Raw genomic sequence first — 19357 nt, forward strand, 5'->3', positions numbered from 1 at the left:
GGCGCCCGGCACCGTTAACAACTGGCGCGCCAAAATCGGCGGCCTGCCGATATTTTTTCAAGAGGGGACACCCGTGACGCGGCACAATTACTTCTTCACCTCGGAATCCGTTGCCGAGGGCCATCCCGACAAGGTCTGCGACCGCATCTCCGACGAGATTGTCGATCTCGTCTATCGCGAAGCCAGAAAGACCGGCATGGACCCGTGGAAGGTCCGCGTTGCCTGCGAGACGCTTGCGACGACCAATCGCGTTGTCATCGCCGGCGAGGTGCGTGTCCCCGAGACGCTGCTCAAGAAGGACAAGGAGGGCAACGTCCTGAAGGATGCTGCCGGCCATCCGATTGTCAACCCGGCCAAGTTCAAGTCGGTCGCCCGCAAGGCGATCCGCGAAATCGGCTACGAGCAGGCCGGCTTCCACTGGAAGACAGCCAAGATCGAGGTCCTGCTGCACGGCCAGTCGCCGGATATCGGTCAAGGCGTCGATAACGCCTCCGACCGGCAAGGCGAGGAGGGAGCCGGCGACCAGGGCATCATGTTTGGCTATGCCTGCCGCGAAACCCCGGACCTGATGCCGGCGCCGATCTATTACAGCCACAAGATCCTCGAATTGCTGGCGGCTGCGCGCCATGAAGGCAGCGGTGATGCCGGCAGGCTCGGACCGGATGCCAAGAGTCAGGTCACCGTCCGTTATGTCGACGGCAAAGCGGCGGAAGTGACGCAGATCGTGCTGTCGACCCAGCATCTCGATGAGACGTGGGATTCGAAGAAGGTGCGCAACGTCGTCGAGCCCTATATTCGCGAAGCACTGGGCGACCTGAAGATCGCCGACAATTGCAACTGGTACATCAACCCGACCGGCAAGTTCGTCATCGGCGGGCCCGACGGCGACGCCGGCCTGACCGGCCGCAAGATCATCGTCGACACCTATGGTGGGGCTGCGCCTCATGGCGGCGGCGCCTTCTCCGGCAAGGACACCACCAAGGTCGATCGCTCGGCCGCCTATGCGGCGCGTTATCTCGCCAAGAACGTGGTTGCCGCAAAGCTCGCCGATCGCTGCACGATCCAGCTTTCCTATGCAATCGGCGTTGCCCAGCCGCTGTCGATCTACGTCGACCTCCACGGCACCGGCAAGGTCGATGAGGCAAAGCTCGAGCGTGCGCTGCGCACCGTGATGGACCTGTCGCCGTCCGGCATCCGCCGCCACCTCGATCTCAACAAGCCGATCTATGCCAAGACGTCGTCCTACGGCCATTTTGGCCGCAAGGCCGGCCGTGACGGATCCTTCTCCTGGGAGAAGACCGATCTCGCCAAGGCGCTCAAGGACGCTATCGCCGAACCAGTCGCCGAAGCAGTCGCCGCCTAACCGCGGCGCCTATGGACCCGAAGGACCGGCCAAGCCGTGCGACCGAGGCATTTTTCGGTCGCCGGCGCGGCAAGACCATTCGACCACAGCAGGCGGCGGCGCTGGAGAGCGGCTTCGCCGTTTACAGGCTTGATCTGACGGTTGAACCGCCGGCCGATCTGCGCAGCCTTTTCGAAGCCGAAGTTTCGGCTGTCCACCTCGAAATCGGTTTTGGCGGCGGCGAACATCTTCTGCACCGTGCCACGGCCAGCCAGGCGACCGGCTTTATCGGCGTCGAGCCTTTCGTCAACGGCATGGCCAAGATGATGATGGCGGTCCGGGAGCGGCCGCTTGCCAATCTGCGCGTCTATGACGACGACGCCACACGCCTGCTGGACTGGCTGCCGCAGGCTTCCCTTGACGGCATTGATCTTCTCTATCCGGATCCGTGGCCGAAGAAGAAGCACTGGAAGCGGCGCTTCGTCAGCCCGGTCAATCTCGACCGCTTCGCGCGCGTCCTGAAGCACGGCGGAAAGTTCCACTTTGCGTCCGACATCGACAGCTATGTGAACTGGACGCTCCTGCATTGCCGGGCGCACGGCGCCTTCACGTGGCAGGCAAGCGAAGCAGCCGACTGGCATCGGCCCTATGATGGCTGGCCAGGGACGCGCTATGAGGCCAAAGCCATTCGCGAAGGCCGACGGCCCGCCTATCTCACCTTCGTGCGGAAATAAGCGGGAAATCCGAGCTGGGCACAAGGCGAGCGGGCCGAAGGCCCTCGGCGCTCACCTGGCTCAGAAGCGACGGATCTTGTCGAAGGCTGCCGGCTCCATGCCGAGATTGCGCAAATCATGCGCACGCGGCTTGCGACCGCTTTCCACAGCCCGCGACGCTGCTACGGCGCTGCCGAACACGCTAAAGACATTGCCTATGGCTGAAAAAAATCGACGATCGTTCATGATGGTACCCTTTCGAGCGCAGCGAGCGCTCCAATTGTGCAATGCAACATAGATAGTCGTGCGTGGCCGGTGCTCAAAGGGGGATCACTGCATGGGCGCCATGCATTTGGCGCAGCGCTGCGGACTCGGAGCCTTGCCGTCATGCAGGACGGGCTTGAAACGAGGACCATGATCGTCTATATCAGCTTCAAATTCTTGGTCGGTATGACGAAGAGTGGGTCCACCCGGTCCCGCTCTTTTTTATTACCTGCCGACCAAACAGGAATCGAGCGACAGAGACCGAATGACAATGACGTCAAGCGAAGGCGACGACCGCATCATCCGCGAAAGCGGCATCGATGCGCGCATCGCGCTGATCGTTCAGCCGGTACTGCGCGCCATTGGCTTCCGCTTGGTACGTGTGCACCTGTCGGGCCAGAACGGGCTGACGCTGCAGATCATGGCCGAGCGCGAGGACGGCACCATGACGGTCGAGGATTGTGAAGAGGTCAGCCGGGCGGTGTCGCCGGCTCTCGATGTCGATGATCCGATTGAGAAGGCTTATCATCTCGAAGTATCGTCGCCGGGCATCGACCGGCCGCTGGTCCGCAAATCGGACTTTGCAGCCTGGACCGGCCATCTGGTGAAGATGGAAACGTCGGTTCTCGTCGCCGACCGCAAGCGCTTCAAGGGCAAGATTGCCGAAAGCGACGCGGACGGTGTGCTGATCGAGCGTGACAAGGCCGCTTACGGCGAGGAGCCGACGGTGCGCGTTCCCTACGATGCGATTGCCGAAGCGCGGCTGGTCCTGACCGACGATCTTATCCGCGATGCGCTTTCGAAGGACAATCGGGCGCGCAAGGAAGCCAGGAAACGCCGCGGCGAACCCGAAGACGCACCAGAGGGTGCGGAAGACGAAACCGAACAGGAAATGTGATTGGGCTGCCGGCCGTAAGGTCGGCAACAAGCTCGGGAGAAAGAAGATGGTTGTAAGCGCCAACAGGCTTGAACTGCTGCAGATCGCCGATGCGGTCGCGCGTGAAAAGTCGATCGACAAGTCGATCGTCATCGCCGCCATGGCCGATGCGATCCAGAAGGCCGCGCGCTCGCGCTACGGCCAGGAAACCAATATCCGCGCCGACATCAACGCCAACACCGGCGAGATGAAGCTGCAGCGGCTGATGGAAGTGGTCGAAAAGGTCGACGATTACGCGACGCAGATTGCCATTTCCTCGGCGCGCGAGCGCAATCCGGACGCCCAGCTCGGCGATTTCATCGCCGAACAGCTGCCGCCGATGGATTTCGGTCGCATCGCCGCCCAATCGGCCAAGCAGGTCATCGTGCAGAAGGTGCGCGAGGCCGAGCGGGACCGGCAATATGACGAATACAAGGACCGTATCGGCGAGATCGTCAACGGCACCGTCAAGCGCGTCGAATACGGCAACGTCATCGTCGATCTCGGCCGCGGCGAAGCGATCATCCGCCGCGACGAACTGATTCCGCGCGAAAACTACAAATATGGCGATCGCGTCCGCGCCTATGTCTATGACGTGCGCCGCGAACAGCGCGGCCCACAGATATTCCTGTCGCGCACCCATCCGCAGTTCATGGCGAAGCTGTTCACCATGGAAGTGCCGGAAATCTACGACGGCATCATCGAGATCAAGTCGGTCGCCCGCGATCCGGGTTCGCGCGCCAAGATCGCTGTCATCTCGCGCGACAGCTCCATCGATCCGGTCGGTGCCTGCGTCGGTATGCGCGGCAGCCGCGTCCAGGCGGTCGTCGGTGAATTGCAGGGCGAGAAGATCGACATCATTCCGTGGTCGCCTTCGGCCGCGTCCTTCATCGTCAATGCGTTGCAGCCGGCGGAAGTCGCCAAGGTCGTGCTCGACGAGGATGCCGAGCGCATCGAGGTCGTCGTTCCCGACGATCAGCTGTCGCTGGCGATTGGCCGCCGCGGCCAGAACGTCCGTCTTGCCTCGCAGCTCACCGGCTGGGATATCGACATCCTGACCGAGCAGGAAGAGAGCGAACGCCGCCAGAAGGAATTCGTCGAACGGTCGTCGCTGTTCATGGAAGCCCTCGACGTCGACGAGATGGTCGGCCAGGTGCTCGCTTCCGAAGGCTTCACCAGCGTCGAGGAGGTCGCGTATGTCGATTCCGGTGAAATCGCGTCGATCGACGGCTTCGACGAGGACACGGCTTCGGAAATCCAGACCCGCGCCCGCGAATATCTGGAAAAGATCGAAGCCGAGCATGACGAGAAGCGCAAGGCGCTCGGCGTCAAGGACGAATTGCGCGAGATTCCCGGCATCACCACCGCCATGATGGTGACGCTTGGCGAGGACGGCGTGAAGACGATCGAGGATTTCGCCGGCTACGCCGCCGACGACCTGACCGGTTGGAAGGAACGCAAGGACGGCGAGACGAAGGTATTCCCGGGTGTGCTCGCCAATCACGGCGTGTCGCGCGCCGATGCCGAGCAAATGGTCTTGGCCGCTCGCCTGAAGGCTGGCTGGATCACCGAAGACGAGCTTGCCGCCGAGGGCGCGCCGGCTGACGAAACCGTCGGTGCGTGAGGTGAAACCGCATCGCACCGAACCCGCCCTTGGACGAGATGAACGATCGCACCTGCATCGTCACCCGCAGGCAAGCCGAACCGGATGAGCTGATCCGTTTCGTCGTCGGCCCGGATTCGGCCGTCGTTCCGGACATCAAGAGAAACCTGCCCGGCCGCGGTTGCTGGGTGACGGCCGACCGCCTACATATAGAAAAGGCAGCGGCCAAAAACCTGTTTGCCCGTGCTTTTAAGGCGCAGGTGACCGTGCCGGCCGATCTTGGTGGTATGGTCGACGCGCTGCTTTCCAGGTCCGCTCTGGGCATGCTTGGCCTGGCCCGCAAGGCGGGCGCCATAGCGCTCGGAGCGACCAAGGTCGAGAGCGCCGTGCGCGGCGGACTTGCACTTTTCGTGCTCCACGCGACCGAGGCTTCCGACGATGGCGTCCGCAAGATAAGCCAGGCGCGACGGGCAACCGTCCACCTCGGCGGGCCTGCGATCCGCGCTTACAAACTTTTCTCCGAGGCCGAGTTGAGCTTGGCATTGGGGGGTACAAATGTGATACATGCTGCCGTTCTCGCGGGAGACGCGGGCAGGGCGGTCCAGAAGCGCATGGTTGCGCTCGACCGATATCGGGGCGGTTCCCCGGACGATCTGGCAATGCTTGCGGCCGTTGCTGACGAAGATGATGCCGCAGAGGATATGGAATGAGCGATACGAAATCGGGCGACGACAAGACGCTGAGTGTTACGCCGAAGAAGACCTTGACGCTGAAGCGCCCCGGCATGGAGCAGGGCACGGTGCGCCAGAACTTCTCGCACGGCCGCACCAAGTCGGTGGTCGTCGAGACCAAGAAGCGCAAGTTCTCGCTGCCCGGCGACAAGCCGGAGCCGGCGGCAGCGCCTGTGTCCATCTTCACGCCGAAGCCGGTCGCGGCAGCGCCTGCCGTGCAGGAAGCTCCCAGGGCGCCGCCGCCTCCGCCGCCGGTCGAACGCGGCGGCATGGTGCTGAACGAGTTGTCGCGCCAGGAAATGGAAGCACGCCGCCGGGCTCTCGAGGGCTCGAAGGTCCGCGACGTCGAGGATCGCCAGCGCGCCATCGAGGAAGCCAAGCGCCGCAGCGAGGATGAAGAGCGCCGCCGCCGCGAGCGCGAGGAATCGGCTCGCCGTCAGGCCGAGGAAGAGGCACGGCTGCAAGCCGAGGCCGAATCCCGCCGCCGTGCCGAGGAAGAGGCGCGCCGCCGTGCGCCGCTCGCCGCCGAACTGGCGACAGTGGATGACGAGGAAGAGGTCAAGCCGAAGCGGACCGGTGCCGGTGCACCAGTGCGCCGTCTGGTCACGCCCGAAGTGGCGCGTCCTGCCAAGCCGACCAAGGGCGAGGAAGACCGCCGCCGCGGCAAGCTGACGCTGAATTCGGCTCTTTCCGACGAGGATGCGCGCGCCCGCTCGCTCTCGTCGATGCGCCGCCGTCAGGAGAAATTCAAGCGCGCGTTGCATAACGACCCACGCGAGAAAGTCATGCGTGAAGTGATCCTGCCCGAAACCATCACCATCCAGGAGCTGGCGCAGCGCATGTCCGAGCGCGCTGTCGACGTGGTCAAGTTCTTCATGAAGCAGGGCCAGATCCTGAAGCCTGGCGACGTGATCGACGCCGACACGGCCGAACTGGTCGCCACCGAATTTGGCCACACGGTCCGCCGCGTCGCCGAGTCCGACATCGAAGAGGGCTTGTTCAACATCGCCGACCGTCCCGAGGACCTGCAGCCGCGTCCGCCGGTGGTAACGATCATGGGCCATGTCGATCACGGCAAGACCTCGTTGCTCGATGCCATCCGCAATGCCAACGTCGTGTCCGGCGAAGCCGGCGGCATTACCCAGCATATCGGCGCTTATCAGGTCGAGAAGAACGGTCACAAGATCACCTTCATCGACACGCCCGGCCACGCCGCCTTCACCGCGATGCGTGCCCGCGGCGCCCAGGCGACCGATATCGCCATCCTCGTGGTGGCGGCCGACGACAGCGTCATGCCGCAGACGATCGAATCGATCAATCACGCCAAGGCGGCCGGCGTTCCGATCATCGTGGCGATCAACAAGATCGACAAGCATGACGCCGACCCGCAGAAGGTGCGCTCGGAACTGCTGCGCCACGAGGTGTTCGTCGAATCGATGGGCGGCGAGGTGCTGGACGTCGAGGTGTCGGCGACCAAGGGCATCAATCTCGACAAGTTGCTCGAAGCGATCCTGCTGCAGGCCGAAATCCTCGACCTGAAGGCCAATCCGGACCGCACCGCCGAAGGCGTTGTCATCGAAGCCCAGCTCGACAAGGGCCGCGGCCCAGTCGCTACCGTGCTGGTGCAGACCGGCACGTTGATGCCGGGCGACATTCTCGTCGCCGGCAACGAATGGGGCCGGGTACGCGCGCTCGTCAACGATCGCGGCGAGCAGGTCAAGGAAGCGCCGCCGGCAATGCCGGTGGAAGTCCTCGGTCTGCAAGGTACGCCGCTGGCGGGCGACCGCTTCGCCGTTGTCAACAACGAAGCCCGCGCCCGCGAGATCACCGAATATCGCCAGCGCCTGGCGCGTGAGAAGGCGGTGGCCAGACATGCCGGCCAGCGCGGCTCGCTTGAACAGATGATGTCGCAGTTGCAGACCAGCGGATTGAAGGAATTCCCGCTGGTCATCAAGGGCGACGTGCAGGGCTCGATCGAGGCGATCAACGCGGCGCTCGACAATCTCGGCACCGACGAGGTGCGCGCCCGCATCGTCCATGCGGGGGCTGGCGGGATCACCGAAAGCGACGTGTCGCTGGCGGAAACCTCCGGGGCTGCGATCATCGGCTTCAACGTTCGCGCCAATGCGCAGGCCCGCGCGGCCGCGGCTGCGGCAGGCATCGAGATCCGCTACTATTCGATCATCTACAATCTGGTCGATGATGTGAAAGCGGCGCTCTCCGGCCTGCTCTCGCCGGAGCGTCGTGAGACCTTCATCGGCAATGCCGAGATCCTCGAGATCTTCGACATCACCAAGGTCGGCAAGATCGCCGGCTGCCGTGTCACCGAAGGCAAGGTCGAACGTGGTGCGGGCGTCCGCCTGATCCGCGACAACGTCGTCATCCACGAAGGCACGCTGAAGACCCTGAAGCGCTTCAAGGACGAGGTTTCGGAAGTTCCGGGCGGCCAGGAATGCGGCATGGCCTTCCAGAACTACGAGGACATGCGCGTCGGTGACGTCATCGAGTGCTTCCGCGTCGAGATGGTGACCAGGACGCTATAAAGCGATTGGCACCGATATGGGCCAGGACGCTTCAAATCTGGAAGGTATGTTCCCTCTATGGGAATATACCTTCCAAACAAATGATACGCAGCTTAAACGTGCTGCGCGTTCGTTTTCCGACCTGCGGTATGGTCGATCCAGGCGTTGGATTCTCACAGGTCTTGCTTGGCTGATTTTGATAGCCGCAGTTCTTTTGATTATCTGGACATCTGCGTTGGCCGTCGCTCTGCTGGAGTACCTCTCGAAGAGTGTGGTCTCCAGTGAGACAATTTACGTTCTCGCTCCAATTGCGATGGGGACCATATATCTTATAGTAGCTCGTAGTTTTTTTGGTTTTTTAAAAAGAAAGGTAAATAATAAGAAAATTGGCGATACCACCGAATCTGTAAAAATCTTCGATGGGTATATTATTCAGTTTTTTGACGAGAGCCAGACAAAGAATCGAAAGATAGAACGGGTGCAATTGAGCAACGATTACCTGTTTTTCCTCGTAGATAAGGGTACCCGCTTCGTTTTTATCCCAAGGGATGTCGTTCCCGCCGATGCGCTCGAGAAAATAGAAATCTGGGCAACTCAGGCTCGGTCATAGAACGAAGGCCTATTAAGGTCAGTTGCCCAGGGTAGCCAAACCTGCCCAACGGCGTTAAGTCAGCGGTTTGAGGCGGTTCGAACCCGCGCGAAGGAAGAATTTTCATGCCAAGACCACCATCGGCTGGCCCATCCCAGCGCATGCTGCGCGTCGGCGAGCAGGTGCGCCATGCGCTGTCCGAGACCTTGCAGCGCGGCGAGATCCTCGATCCGCTGATCGAGAATGCCGTGGTCTCGGTCTCCGAAGTGCGCATGTCGCCCGATCTGAAGATCGCCACCGCCTTCGTCTCGCCGCTTGGCGCCAAGGATGCCGGTGCGGTGGTCGAAGCGCTCAACAAGCATGCGAAGTTCGTCCGCGGCCGCGTCTCCGGCGCGCTGCGGCAGATGAAGTACATGCCGGAATTCCGCTTCCGGCTCGACACCAGCTACGACAATTTCCAGAAGATCAACGAATTGCTGCACTCGCCCGAAGTGGCGCGCGATCTCAGCGCCGCCGACAAATACAAAGACGACCGGAAGGACAGCGAATAGTGGCGCGCCGCGGCAAGAAGAAGGGCCGGCCGATCTCGGGCTGGCTGATACTGGACAAGCCGGTCGGCATGGGCTCGACCGAAGCCGTCTCCAAGATCAAGTGGCTGTTCCAGGCGGAGAAGGCCGGTCATGCCGGCACGCTCGACCCGCTGGCGTCCGGCATGCTGCCGATCGCACTTGGTGAAGCGACCAAGACGGTGCCTTACGTCCAGGACGGCGCCAAGGTCTACCGCTTCACGGTTGCCTGGGGCGAGGAGCGTTCGACCGACGACCTCGAAGGCCCGGCGACCAAAAGCTCGGACCGCCGTCCGGCGGAAGCCGACGTGCTGGCGCTGCTTTCGAAATATACCGGCGTCATCATGCAGACACCGCCGCAATTCTCGGCGATCAAGATCGCCGGCGAGCGCGCCTATGACCTTGCCCGCGATGGCGAGACGGTCGACATTCCAGCACGCGAGGTCGAGATCGGCCGGCTCGACCTGGTCGAGCATAAGGCCGATCGCACCATCTTCGAGGTCGAATGCGGCAAGGGCACCTATGTCCGCTCGCTGGCGCGCGACATGGGCCGCGACCTCGGCTGTTTCGGCCACATCGCCGAGCTGCGGCGGGTCGAGGTCGAGCCGTTTACGCAGGAAGATTTCGTCACCCTGGCCGAGTTGGAAGCCGCCCGCTTCGGCGAACAGGGCGAGCCGCAAGCAGCAGACGCTCCGATCGACTTCGGTGCCATCGATGCGCTTCTGGTCGATACCGCCGCTGCGCTTGAATGCCTGCCGCAGGTCGCGATCAGCGACGATGCGGCAACCAAAATCCGCCTCGGCAATCCGGTCATCATTCGCGGCCGTGACGCGCCGGTAGAAGCTCACGAGGCCTGCGCCACCGCACATGGCAAGCTGGTCGCCATCGGCGCCATCGAGCAAGGCATGTTCAAGCCAAAGCGGGTCTTTATCGGGTAACAGCTGTCTCTCGGTGCATGTCTCCAACCGGATTCTATTTTGGGAAAGGATCATGCGCTAAATCAACAGGGCTACGGCGTCGTTTGCCGTCCGAAGGGATGCGTGGCGCTGTAGGGCCATCCGACGCTGCACTCGAGGGGCATATGGCAAAGGCTGAGACGGTCAAGAAGCGGGCGGTGCTCAATACACGGCGGCCGCCGGTCGGGGCTTCGCCCGGCACGCTGATCGCCGACCCGGCGGCACGCCGTTCCGAGCTCAGGCTGACGTTGATCTCGCCCGAGAAGTTCAAGACGATCGACAATGCCAGCATCGACGACGTCAACACCCATTGCCACAATTGGCCGGTCATCTGGCTCGACTGCACAGGCCTCGCCAACATCCAGCTGATCGAGGAGATCGGCCGGATTTTCAACCTGCATCCGCTGGCGCTGGAAGATGTCGTCAACACCGGCCAGCGGCCGAAGGTGGATTTCTTCGAGGACCATGCCTTTGTCGTCGTCAGGATGATCGACGATGTCACCGCGCATCGCTACGAACAGATCACCGTCTTCTTCGGCAAGAACTTCGTCGTCACCTTCCAGGAGCGCGAAGGCGACCCGTTCGATCCCGTGCGCAAGCGGATCGCAAGCTCGGTGCCCAACCGCTTGCGCTCGCGCGGCGCCGACTATCTCGCCTATGCTTTGATCGACGCCATCGTCGACAGCTATTTCCCGCCGATCGAGGCTGCCGGCGAATTGGTCGACAGCATCGAGGACCAGATGCTGAACCAGGCGCACAAGCACCAGATGCGGCAGCTTCACGAATTGCGGCGCGATGCCAATGTGCTGAAGGGCGTGCTTTGGCCGATGCGCGACGCGCTGGCGACCATGATCCGCAACGACGTCCCCTATGTGAAGGCCGAAACCAAATTATTCCTCAACGACACGCTGGATCATTCGCTGCGATTGATCGAACTGGTTGAAACGCAGCGCGACATGCTGACCGGCCTGATCGAGATGCACTTGTCGCTCAGCCAAGCGCGCACCAACGACGTTATCAGCTATCTGACGATCGTCTCGGTGATCTTCCTGCCGCTTACCTTTCTTGTCGGCGTATGGGGCATGAATTTTGACCCCGACACCTCGCCCTGGAACATGCCGGAGCTGAAGGCCTATTACGGCTATCCCCTGTCGCTCGCCTTCATGGCGGTTGTTGCGGTCGGGCTCTTTGCGTACTTCAAATGGAAGAAATGGCTCTGACTAGGCGGAAGTGCCCGTTTATGCAGCAAAAAGCCGGCTTGTGAATTGGGCTGGCCTTTTTGTCGGAATTGCACTATATGCGCCGCAGCTTCGCGCTTTGACGCGTTGCTTGCACCGGCCCCTGCTGGACGACATCCCGGCTGAGGGCGTCCCGTTTCCTCAAACAGACAAGGAAAAACACGATGTCGATTACTGCCGAACGCAAGAAGGAATTGATGGGCGAATTTGCAACCGCCAAGGGCGATACCGGGTCTCCGGAAGTCCAGGTGGCTATCCTTTCCGAGCGCATCAAGAACCTGACCGACCATTTCAAGGACCACAAGAAGGATAACCATTCCCGCCGTGGTCTGCTCGCTCTCGTTTCCCAGCGCCGCAGCCTGCTTGATTATCTCAAGCGCAAGGACGACGCGCGCTATCAGACGCTGATCGAGAAGCTCGGTCTGCGCCGTTGACGAATTGACCGGCGGGTTCTTTCGAGAGCCCGCCGGTCGCGCATTGGAGCATAGGATCATCCAAGGCTCCAATGAAGGAAGTAGAGCGCCGCGCATCGGTTGGATGCGCAAAGGACGCTCGGAAGTTTAGATTTGCGCAGGATATATTCCGAAAACCTGGTTTTCGGGTTCACGCGCAAGGCCAGTCGGATCGATTGGCCAACCCGGTTTCGAAACAGCAGAGGGCCGCTCGAAACCGCCCATGGACGGTCATGGGGCAGGATTGCAGGACGCTCGTGCGGCACCGCGCCGAATAAGCCGAGCCTCCCGTTGTCTTGCCCGTGGCTGCCCGAGAAAGGAAGCCAAGGGAAAGGGGCATCCGCGCACGCTGAAACGGCGCGGCCCTTTCCGCATACGAAGGACAAGACATGTTCAATTACCACAAAGTGGAAATCGAATGGGGCGGCCGTCCGCTCATTCTCGAAACCGGCAAGATCGCACGTCAGGCTGATGGCGCCGTGCTGGCCACCTATGGCGAAACCAAGGTTCTCGCCACCGTCGTCTCGATGAAAGAGCCGAAGCCCGGCCTCGACTTCTTTCCGCTGACGGTCAACTACCAGGAAAAGACTTACGCCGCCGGCAAGATCCCGGGTGGCTATTTCAAGCGTGAAGGCCGTCCGAGCGAGAAGGAAACGCTGGTTTCCCGCCTGATCGACCGCCCGATCCGCCCGCTCTTCGCCGAGGGCTACAAGAACGACACCCAGATCGTCGTCACCGTCGTCCAGCACGATCTCGAAAATGACCCGGACATTCTGTCGATCGTCGCCACATCCGCCGCCTTGACCTTGTCCGGCGTGCCGTTCATGGGCCCGGTTGGCGGCGCCCGCGTCGGCTACATCAACGGCGAATACGTGCTCAACCCGCATGTCGACGAGATGCAGGAATCGAAGCTCGACCTGGTCGTCGCCGGCACCGCCGACGCCGTGCTGATGGTCGAGTCCGAAGCCAAGGAACTCGGCGAGGACCTGATGCTCGGCGCCGTCATGTTCGGCCACAGGGGCTTCCAGCCGGTGATCGACGCGATCATCAAGCTGGCCGAAGTCGCCGCCAAGGACCCGCGCGACTTCACCGCGCCGGACTATTCCGCACTTGAAGCCGAGATGCTGAAGATCGTCGAAGGCGAGCTTCGCGACGCCTACAAGATCACCGACAAGCAAAAGCGCTATGCCGCCGTCGACGCTGTCAAGGCAAAGGTCAAGGCCGCGTTCGCGCCGGCAGAAGGCGAAGAGGCCAAATACACGTCCGAACAGATCGGCACCGTGTTCAAGGAACTCCAGGCCAAGGTCGTGCGCTGGAACATCCTCGACACCGGTTCGCGCATCGACGGCCGCGACCTGAAGACGGTCCGCAAGATCGTCTCGGAAGTCGGCGTCCTGCCGCGCACGCACGGTTCGGCGCTGTTCACCCGCGGCGAGACCCAGGCGCTGGTCGTCGCCACGCTCGGCACCGGCGAGGACGAGCAGTATGTCGATTCGCTGACCGGCATGTACAAGGAGAAGTTCCTCCTGCACTACAACTTCCCTCCCTATTCGGTCGGTGAAACCGGCCGCATGGGTTCGCCGGGCCGCCGCGAAATCGGCCATGGCAAGCTCGCCTGGCGCGCTATCCGGCCGATGCTGCCGACCGCCGACCAGTTCCCCTATACGTTGCGCGTCGTTTCGGAGATCACCGAGTCCAACGGCTCGTCGTCGATGGCTACCGTCTGCGGCACCTCGCTGGCTCTGATGGACGCCGGCGTGCCGCTTGCCAAGCCGGTCGCCGGCATTGCGATGGGCCTGATCAAGGAAGGCGAGCGCTTCGCCGTGCTCTCCGACATCCTTGGCGACGAGGACCACCTCGGCGACATGGACTTCAAGGTTGCCGGCACCGCCTACGGCATCACCTCGCTGCAGATGGACATCAAGATCGAGGGCATCACCGAGGAGATCATGAAGATCGCGCTCGACCAGGCCAAGGATGGCCGTCAGCACATTCTCGGCGAAATGGCCCATGCGCTGTCCGGCGCACGTGCCGAGCTCGGCGAGTTCGCGCCGCGCATTGAGGTCATGCACATCCCGACCGACAAGATCCGCGACGTGATCGGCTCGGGTGGCAAGGTCATCCGCGAGATCGTCGAAAAGACCGGCGCCAAGATCAACATCGAGGACGACGGCACGGTCAAGATCGCTTCGGCCAATGCCAAGGAGATCGAGGCGGCGAAGAAATGGATACACACCATCGTTGCCGAGCCGGAAGTCGGTGAAATCTACGAAGGCACGGTCGTCAAGACCGCCGACTTCGGCGCTTTCGTCAATTTCTTCGGTCCGCGTGACGGCCTCGTCCACATCTCGCAGCTCGCCAATGACCGCGTCGCCAAGACCTCCGATGTGGTCAAGGAAGGCGACAAGGTCTGGGTCAAGCTGATGGGCTTCGACGAGCGCGGCAAGGTTCGCCTGTCGATGAAGGTCGTTGACCAGGCCACCGGCAAGGAAATCGTGCGGGACAAGAAGAGCGAAGGCGAAGAAAACGCCGCCTAAGCTGATCTAGCTATGCAATCGAAGCGGGCGCGCCGGAAGGTCGCGCCCGTTTGCGACTCAACAACGGCCTTGCAGTTCAAGAGTGGTGAATGTCCGCCGAGCCGCTGAAGACGCTTTTCCATCCATTCGAGGCCGGGGCTGTTTCCCTGCCAGGAAAGGATGAACGCATTCTCTTTCTCGGTGCCGAGCCCGGCTTTCGCCTGCCTGAAGGGTTTGATGCCAGGCTTCATCTCGTCCAAGGCTTCCGGCCGCATTTTCGCGCCTTGCAGGCATCCGGCTTCACGGTCACGCCGCAGGTCGAAGGCGAGACTTTCGACGCGGCATTTGTGCTCGCCGGCCGCCATCGCGGCCAAAACGAGTTGCGCGTCGCCGAAGCGGTCGAACGCGTGGCACCAGGCGGGTTGATCGTCGTCGCCGGCGGCAAGGACGATGGCGTCGCCAGCCTGCGCAAGCATATCGACGCCCTTGTGCCGATCGAAGGCCACCTGCCGAAGCATCACGGCATTGCTTTCTGGTTTCGCAGGCCGGCCGATACCATTGCCGCGGCAACGCTTCGCGCCGCCAATGCGGACTTTGTGGTCGAGGACCGCTTCCGCACGGCCCCAGGCATGTTTTCCTTCGACAAGGTCGATGCGGGATCGAAGCTGCTGGTCGAAAATCTGCCCAACGATCTGCGTGGCAGCGTTGCGGATTTCTGTGCCGGCTGGGGCTATGTCGCCGCCGAGGTCGCCGCCCGCTCACCCGGCATATCGGCGCTTGACCTTTACGAAGCGGATTTCGAGGCGCTGGAGGCGGCCAAGGCCAATGTCGATAACACAGGCGTGGAGCCACGTTTCTTCTGGATAGATCTTTTGAGCGAGCCGGTCGAGCGCCGCTACGATGTGGTCGTCATGAACCCGCCCTTTCACCGCAGCCGGGCGACTGAGCCGGAAATCGGTGCCGGCATGATTCGCGCGGCAGGCAAGGCGCTGAAGCCGGGCGGCCGGCTGTTCATGGTGGCAAACCGTCAGCTTCCCTACGAACCGGTGCTGGCGGCCGCCTTCTCCAGCCATGCGGAGCTCGCCCGCGACGGCATGTTCAAGGTCTTCTCGGCGCGACGCTGAAAATGCTGCGGGGCCAGCCGGCTACACGTCGCTCGCGCTATTCCCGCCCGCCGTCGGTCTGCTTCAACTCGTCAAGCGTCGGCATGGACACGATGTGATAGCCGGAATCGACATAGTGGATTTCGCCGGTGACGCCGGAGGACAGGTCGGACAGCAAATAGAGCGCGGAGCCGCCGACTTCGTCGATCGTTACCGTGCGACGTAGCGGCGAGTTGCGCTGCTGGTAGGAGAACATGTGGCGTGCATCGGAAATCCCGGCGCCCGCAAGCGTCCGTACCGGTCCCGCCGATATGCCGTTCACCCGGATGCCGCGCGGGCCGTAGTCGTTGGCTAGATAGCGGACGCTGGCCTCCAGCCCGGCCTTGGCGACACCCATGACGTTGTAGTTCGGCATGACACGGACCGAACCGGCATAGGTCAGCGTGATCATCGAACCGCTATCCTTCATCAATGTGGCGGCGTGGCGAGCGACCTCGGTGAAGGAGTAGCAGGAGATCACCATGGTGCGGATAAAGTTGTCGCGGCTGGTGTCGGCGTAGAGGCCTTTCAGCTCGTTCTTGTCGGAAAAGCCGATGGCATGGACGACGAAATCCAGCCCGCCCCACGCCTTCCCCAAAGTCTCGAAAGTCGCGGCGACCGACACGCTGTCCTCGACGTCGCAAGGCACCACCAGGGATGCGCCCAATTTCTCGGCGAGCGGCTTGACCCGACGCCCGAAGGCCTCGCCCTGATAGGTGAAGGCGAGGTCTGCGCCATGTTCGGACAGTTTGCGGGCGATACCCCAGGCGATCGAATGATCGTTGGCAACACCCATGACAAGCCCGCGCTTGCCCTTCATCAATCCGTCCATGGTCGGCAAATCCTTATGCGGAATAGCGCTGGAAAATCAGCGTAGCGTTGGTGCCACCGAAACCGAACGAATTGGACAAAACGGTGTCGATCCTTGCATCGTCGATGCGCTTGCGCACGATCGGCATGCCCTCGAATTCCGGATCGAGGTTGTCAATGTGGGCGCTCTCGCCGATGAAGCCGCCTTGCATCATCAGGATCGAGTAGATCGATTCCTGCACGCCGGCCGCACCCAGCGAATGGCCGGTCAGCGATTTGGTCGACGTGATGAAAGGCATCTTCTCGCCGAACACCTCGCGGACGGCGCCCATTTCCTTGGAGTCGCCGACCGGCGTCGAGGTGCCGTGCGTATTGATGTAGTCGACCGGCGAGGACACCGTTGCGAGCGCCTGCTTCATGCAGCGCGCCGCGCCTTCGCCCGACGGCGCCACCATGTCGTAGCCGTCCGAGGTCGCGCCATAGCCGACGATCTCGGCATAGATCTTGGCGCCCCGTGCCTTGGCATGCTCGAGTTCTTCAAGAATCAGCACGCCGGCGCCGCCGGCAATAACGAAACCGTCGCGATCGACGTCGTAGGCGCGGGAGGCGACCGATGCCCTGTCGTTGAACTTGGACGACATGGCGCCCATGGCATCGAAGAGATCCGACATCGTCCAGTCGAGATCCTCATGGCCGCCGGCGAAGACGATGTCCTGCTTGCCCCACTGGATCAACTCGTAGCCATTGCCGATGCAATGCGCAGACGTCGAGCAGGCCGATGAGATCGAATAATTGACGCCGTGGATCTTGAACCAGGTGGCAAGCGTCGCCGAGGCGGTCGACGACATCGCCTTTGGCACCGCGAAGGGGCCGATCCGCTTGGGACTGCCGTTTTTGATCGTGGTCTCGGCCGCTTCGACGATTGCTCGGGTCGACGGTCCGCCGGAGCCCATCACGATGCCGGTGCGCTCGTTGGTGATGTCGGTCTCGTCGAGGCCGGCGTCTGCGATCGCCTGGTCCATTGCGACGTGGTTCCAGGCAGCACCCTGCGACAGGAAGCGCATGGCGCGACGGTCGATCATGCTCGATGGATCCAGCGTCGGCGCACCCCACACCCGGCAACGGAAGCCATGCTCGGCGAAAGAGTCGGAGAAGCTGATGCCGGATCTGGCATCGTGAAGCGAGGTCTGCACCTCGTTGGCATTGTTGCCGATCGACGACACGATGCCGAGACCTGTGACTACGACCCGTCTCATTCGCAACTCCTTCCAGCGCGGACCCGAACCTGAAATCAATTTCCGGAACGGAACCATGCGCAAATTAAAGTGCTACAGCGTCCTTTGGACGTCCAAGACGTGGCACTGTAGGGTCTTCGTTCAGACGGCGGCCGGTTGCTTGGACAGACCGACCTTCAGATCCGTTGCCGCGTATATGGGCTCGCCATCTGCCTTCAGCCAGCCATCGGCGATGCCAAGCACAAGCCGACCGCGCATCACTCGCTTGAAGTCGACGCCATACTCCACCTTCTTGACCGAGGGCGTGACCATGCCTTTGAACCTCACCTCGCCGGTCGACAGCGCCATCCCCTTGCCGGGTTCACCGAGCCATCCGAGATAGAACCCCGTCAACTGCCACATGGCGTCCAGGCCCAGGCATCCCGGCATGATCGGATTGCCGATGAAATGGCAGGCGAAAAACCACAAATCCGGCTTGATATCGAATTCCGCGCGGATGAAACCCTTGTCGAACGCACCGCCAGTTTCGCTGATCTCGGTGATGCGGTCGAACATCAGCATCGGCGGATAGGGCAGCTGCGCATTTCCCGGTCCGAACAGCTCGCCGCGGGCGCAGGCAAGCAATTCCTCGTAACCGTAGCTGGATTTCGAACCCGCCATCAATCTCGTCCCCGTGATCGTCCCGGGCGATAGGCGCCCTTGTCGGTGGTTTCCTAACACAATCTGTTTCAGGCCGGAAACCGGCGTTTGCGCTTAACCTGCCCGTCTGCCCGGGTCAATGCGCGCTATTGATCGCATTCGGTCGACAGAATATATGTCACGACACGTTCAGTTTCGGCAGATGCTCTATTTCTGCCATTTTGGGCGTGTCTGAGGCGGAACTGTGAGCGCGACGGGTAGATGGATCTGGGTTGCCGGAAGGATAATGTCGCTGTGGACAAGCGGGTTCGCGAGGCCGGTCTGAGGCCGACACGCCAGCGCATCGCGCTGGCCGATCTGCTTTTCGCCAAGGGCGACCGCCATCTTTCGGCCGAGGAACTGCACGAGGAGGCGCTTGCCGCCGGCGTGCCGGTGTCTCTGGCCACCGTCTACAATGCTCTGCACCAGTTTACCCAGGCCGGTCTTCTGCGCATCCTCGCCGTCGAGGGATCGAAGACTTATTTCGACACCAACACATCCGATCACCATCATTTCTATATCGAGGGCGAAAACAGGATCTTCGATATCGACAGCGGCCCGGTGACGGTTTCCAACCTGCCGGAACCGCCGGAGGGCATGGAGATCGCCAATGTCGATATCGTGGTGAGACTGCGTCCGAAACGCTGCGACTGACCGGCCCCTTATGAAATTCCTGGATTTGACGCTCCGGCTCGAATGGGTCGCGGTCGCGGTGGCGGCTGTTGCCTTCTATGCAATCGCCGGTGTTTCCTGGTGGCTGTTTGCCGTGCTCATTCTGGCGCCCGACCTGTCGATGCTGGGTTACATGGCCGGGCCGCGCGTCGGGGCCGTCGCCTACAACGCCTTGCACATTCTGATCTTGCCCGTTCTGCTGGCGCTTGTCGGCAGCGTCTTTGACAATGCAATGGCGATAGCTGTTGCGCTGATCTGGATCGCCCACATCGCCATCGACCGCGCTCTTGGCTATGGCTTGAAGCTGTCAAGCAGTTTCCAGGATACCCATCTCGGCCGCATCGGCCGCTAAACCATCTCCGAATCGAAGATCAGCGAAGCAAAATGCCGGATCCGGTGCCTGCAGCGCTGG

Annotated in this window: 19 protein-coding genes; 15 read left to right on the forward strand and 4 right to left on the reverse strand. The window is 61.9% G+C overall.

Features of this window, described 5'->3' with window-relative positions; all coding sequences use genetic code 11:
* Nucleotides 1-73: 73 nt before the first annotated feature.
* Together metK and trmB are read left to right on the forward strand one after the other, a co-directional pair.
* The gene (gene metK / locus AC0L2X_RS11565) at nucleotides 74-1363 is read left to right on the forward strand and encodes a methionine adenosyltransferase (protein WP_352566254.1); all 1290 of its coding nucleotides are present in this window, start codon (nucleotides 74-76) and stop codon (nucleotides 1361-1363) included.
* A gap of 11 nt (nucleotides 1364-1374) precedes the next feature.
* Nucleotides 1375-2076 (forward strand): tRNA (guanine(46)-N(7))-methyltransferase TrmB, encoded by a 702-nt coding sequence (gene trmB / locus AC0L2X_RS11570; protein ID WP_473556382.1) that lies wholly within the window; start codon nucleotides 1375-1377, stop codon nucleotides 2074-2076.
* Nucleotides 2077-2136: 60 nt separating this feature from the next.
* On the opposite strand, the gene AC0L2X_RS11575 is transcribed toward trmB, so the two are convergent.
* Complete coding sequence (locus tag AC0L2X_RS11575; protein WP_352488153.1) at nucleotides 2137-2301, reverse strand: hypothetical protein; 165 nt, start codon at nucleotides 2299-2301, stop codon at nucleotides 2137-2139.
* Between the two features lie 283 nt (nucleotides 2302-2584).
* On the opposite strand from AC0L2X_RS11575, the gene rimP reads away from it, so the two are divergent.
* The 11 genes from rimP to AC0L2X_RS11630 all read left to right on the forward strand — a co-directional run bounded on the left by rimP (nucleotide 2585) and on the right by AC0L2X_RS11630 (nucleotide 15532).
* Nucleotides 2585-3217, forward strand: coding sequence for a ribosome maturation factor RimP (gene rimP / locus AC0L2X_RS11580; RefSeq protein WP_352488160.1), 633 nt, complete (start codon nucleotides 2585-2587; stop codon nucleotides 3215-3217).
* A 46-nt stretch (nucleotides 3218-3263) separates the two neighbouring features.
* A complete protein-coding gene (gene nusA, locus AC0L2X_RS11585; RefSeq protein WP_352566252.1) occupies nucleotides 3264-4859 on the forward strand; it encodes a transcription termination factor NusA in 1596 nt (531 codons plus the stop codon).
* Between the two features lie 38 nt (nucleotides 4860-4897).
* On the forward strand, nucleotides 4898-5548 hold the full coding sequence (locus tag AC0L2X_RS11590) for an RNA-binding protein (RefSeq protein WP_352488163.1): 651 nt from the start codon (nucleotides 4898-4900) through the stop codon (nucleotides 5546-5548).
* Nucleotides 5545-8112 (forward strand): translation initiation factor IF-2, encoded by a 2568-nt coding sequence (infB, locus tag AC0L2X_RS11595; RefSeq protein ID WP_473556378.1) that lies wholly within the window; start codon nucleotides 5545-5547, stop codon nucleotides 8110-8112. Before AC0L2X_RS11590 ends, infB begins: the two co-directional genes overlap by 4 nt.
* Nucleotides 8113-8128: 16 nt before the next feature.
* A complete protein-coding gene (locus AC0L2X_RS11600) occupies nucleotides 8129-8701 on the forward strand; it encodes a hypothetical protein (RefSeq protein WP_473556377.1) in 573 nt (190 codons plus the stop codon).
* A gap of 104 nt (nucleotides 8702-8805) precedes the next feature.
* A complete protein-coding gene (rbfA, locus tag AC0L2X_RS11605; RefSeq protein ID WP_473556375.1) occupies nucleotides 8806-9231 on the forward strand; it encodes a 30S ribosome-binding factor RbfA in 426 nt (141 codons plus the stop codon).
* A complete protein-coding gene (gene truB / locus AC0L2X_RS11610) occupies nucleotides 9231-10184 on the forward strand; it encodes a tRNA pseudouridine(55) synthase TruB (RefSeq protein WP_473556372.1) in 954 nt (317 codons plus the stop codon). Before rbfA ends, truB begins: the two co-directional genes overlap by 1 nt.
* Nucleotides 10185-10327: 143 nt before the next feature.
* Nucleotides 10328-11422 (forward strand): magnesium/cobalt transporter CorA, encoded by a 1095-nt coding sequence (corA, locus tag AC0L2X_RS11615; protein WP_473556371.1) that lies wholly within the window; start codon nucleotides 10328-10330, stop codon nucleotides 11420-11422.
* Nucleotides 11423-11562: 140 nt separating this feature from the next.
* Nucleotides 11563-11874, forward strand: a complete 312-nt coding sequence (gene rpsO, locus AC0L2X_RS11620) for a 30S ribosomal protein S15 (RefSeq protein ID WP_280940423.1) — start codon at nucleotides 11563-11565, stop codon at nucleotides 11872-11874.
* 407 nt (nucleotides 11875-12281) lie between these two features.
* Complete coding sequence (gene pnp, locus AC0L2X_RS11625) at nucleotides 12282-14429, forward strand: polyribonucleotide nucleotidyltransferase (RefSeq protein ID WP_292654001.1); 2148 nt, start codon at nucleotides 12282-12284, stop codon at nucleotides 14427-14429.
* A gap of 89 nt (nucleotides 14430-14518) precedes the next feature.
* Nucleotides 14519-15532 carry a class I SAM-dependent methyltransferase gene (locus AC0L2X_RS11630; protein ID WP_473556369.1) on the forward strand — a complete coding sequence of 338 codons (1014 nt, stop codon included), beginning with the start codon at nucleotides 14519-14521 and terminating at the stop codon, nucleotides 15530-15532.
* 37 nt (nucleotides 15533-15569) lie between these two features.
* On the opposite strand, the gene fabI is transcribed toward AC0L2X_RS11630, so the two are convergent.
* The 3 genes from fabI to fabA all read right to left on the reverse strand — a co-directional run bounded on the left by fabI (nucleotide 15570) and on the right by fabA (nucleotide 18255).
* Nucleotides 15570-16382 (reverse strand): enoyl-ACP reductase FabI, encoded by an 813-nt coding sequence (fabI, locus tag AC0L2X_RS11635; RefSeq protein ID WP_352488171.1) that lies wholly within the window; start codon nucleotides 16380-16382, stop codon nucleotides 15570-15572.
* Nucleotides 16383-16395: 13 nt separating this feature from the next.
* Nucleotides 16396-17616 (reverse strand): beta-ketoacyl-ACP synthase I, encoded by a 1221-nt coding sequence (gene fabB, locus AC0L2X_RS11640; RefSeq protein ID WP_473556366.1) that lies wholly within the window; start codon nucleotides 17614-17616, stop codon nucleotides 16396-16398.
* Between the two features lie 120 nt (nucleotides 17617-17736).
* Nucleotides 17737-18255: a 3-hydroxyacyl-[acyl-carrier-protein] dehydratase FabA gene (gene fabA, locus AC0L2X_RS11645; protein WP_254816277.1), complete on the reverse strand. Its 519-nt coding sequence runs from the start codon at nucleotides 18253-18255 to the stop codon at nucleotides 17737-17739.
* A gap of 240 nt (nucleotides 18256-18495) precedes the next feature.
* Between fabA and irrA the strand changes: the two genes are divergently transcribed.
* Together irrA and AC0L2X_RS11655 are read left to right on the forward strand one after the other, a co-directional pair.
* A complete protein-coding gene (gene irrA, locus AC0L2X_RS11650) occupies nucleotides 18496-18927 on the forward strand; it encodes an iron response transcriptional regulator IrrA (protein WP_023676913.1) in 432 nt (143 codons plus the stop codon).
* A 10-nt stretch (nucleotides 18928-18937) separates the two neighbouring features.
* Nucleotides 18938-19297, forward strand: a complete 360-nt coding sequence (locus AC0L2X_RS11655) for a DUF4260 domain-containing protein (RefSeq protein WP_473556363.1) — start codon at nucleotides 18938-18940, stop codon at nucleotides 19295-19297.
* Nucleotides 19298-19357 lie beyond the last annotated feature (60 nt).

The sequence above is a fragment of the Mesorhizobium sp. WSM4828 genome (genome assembly GCF_055811175.1).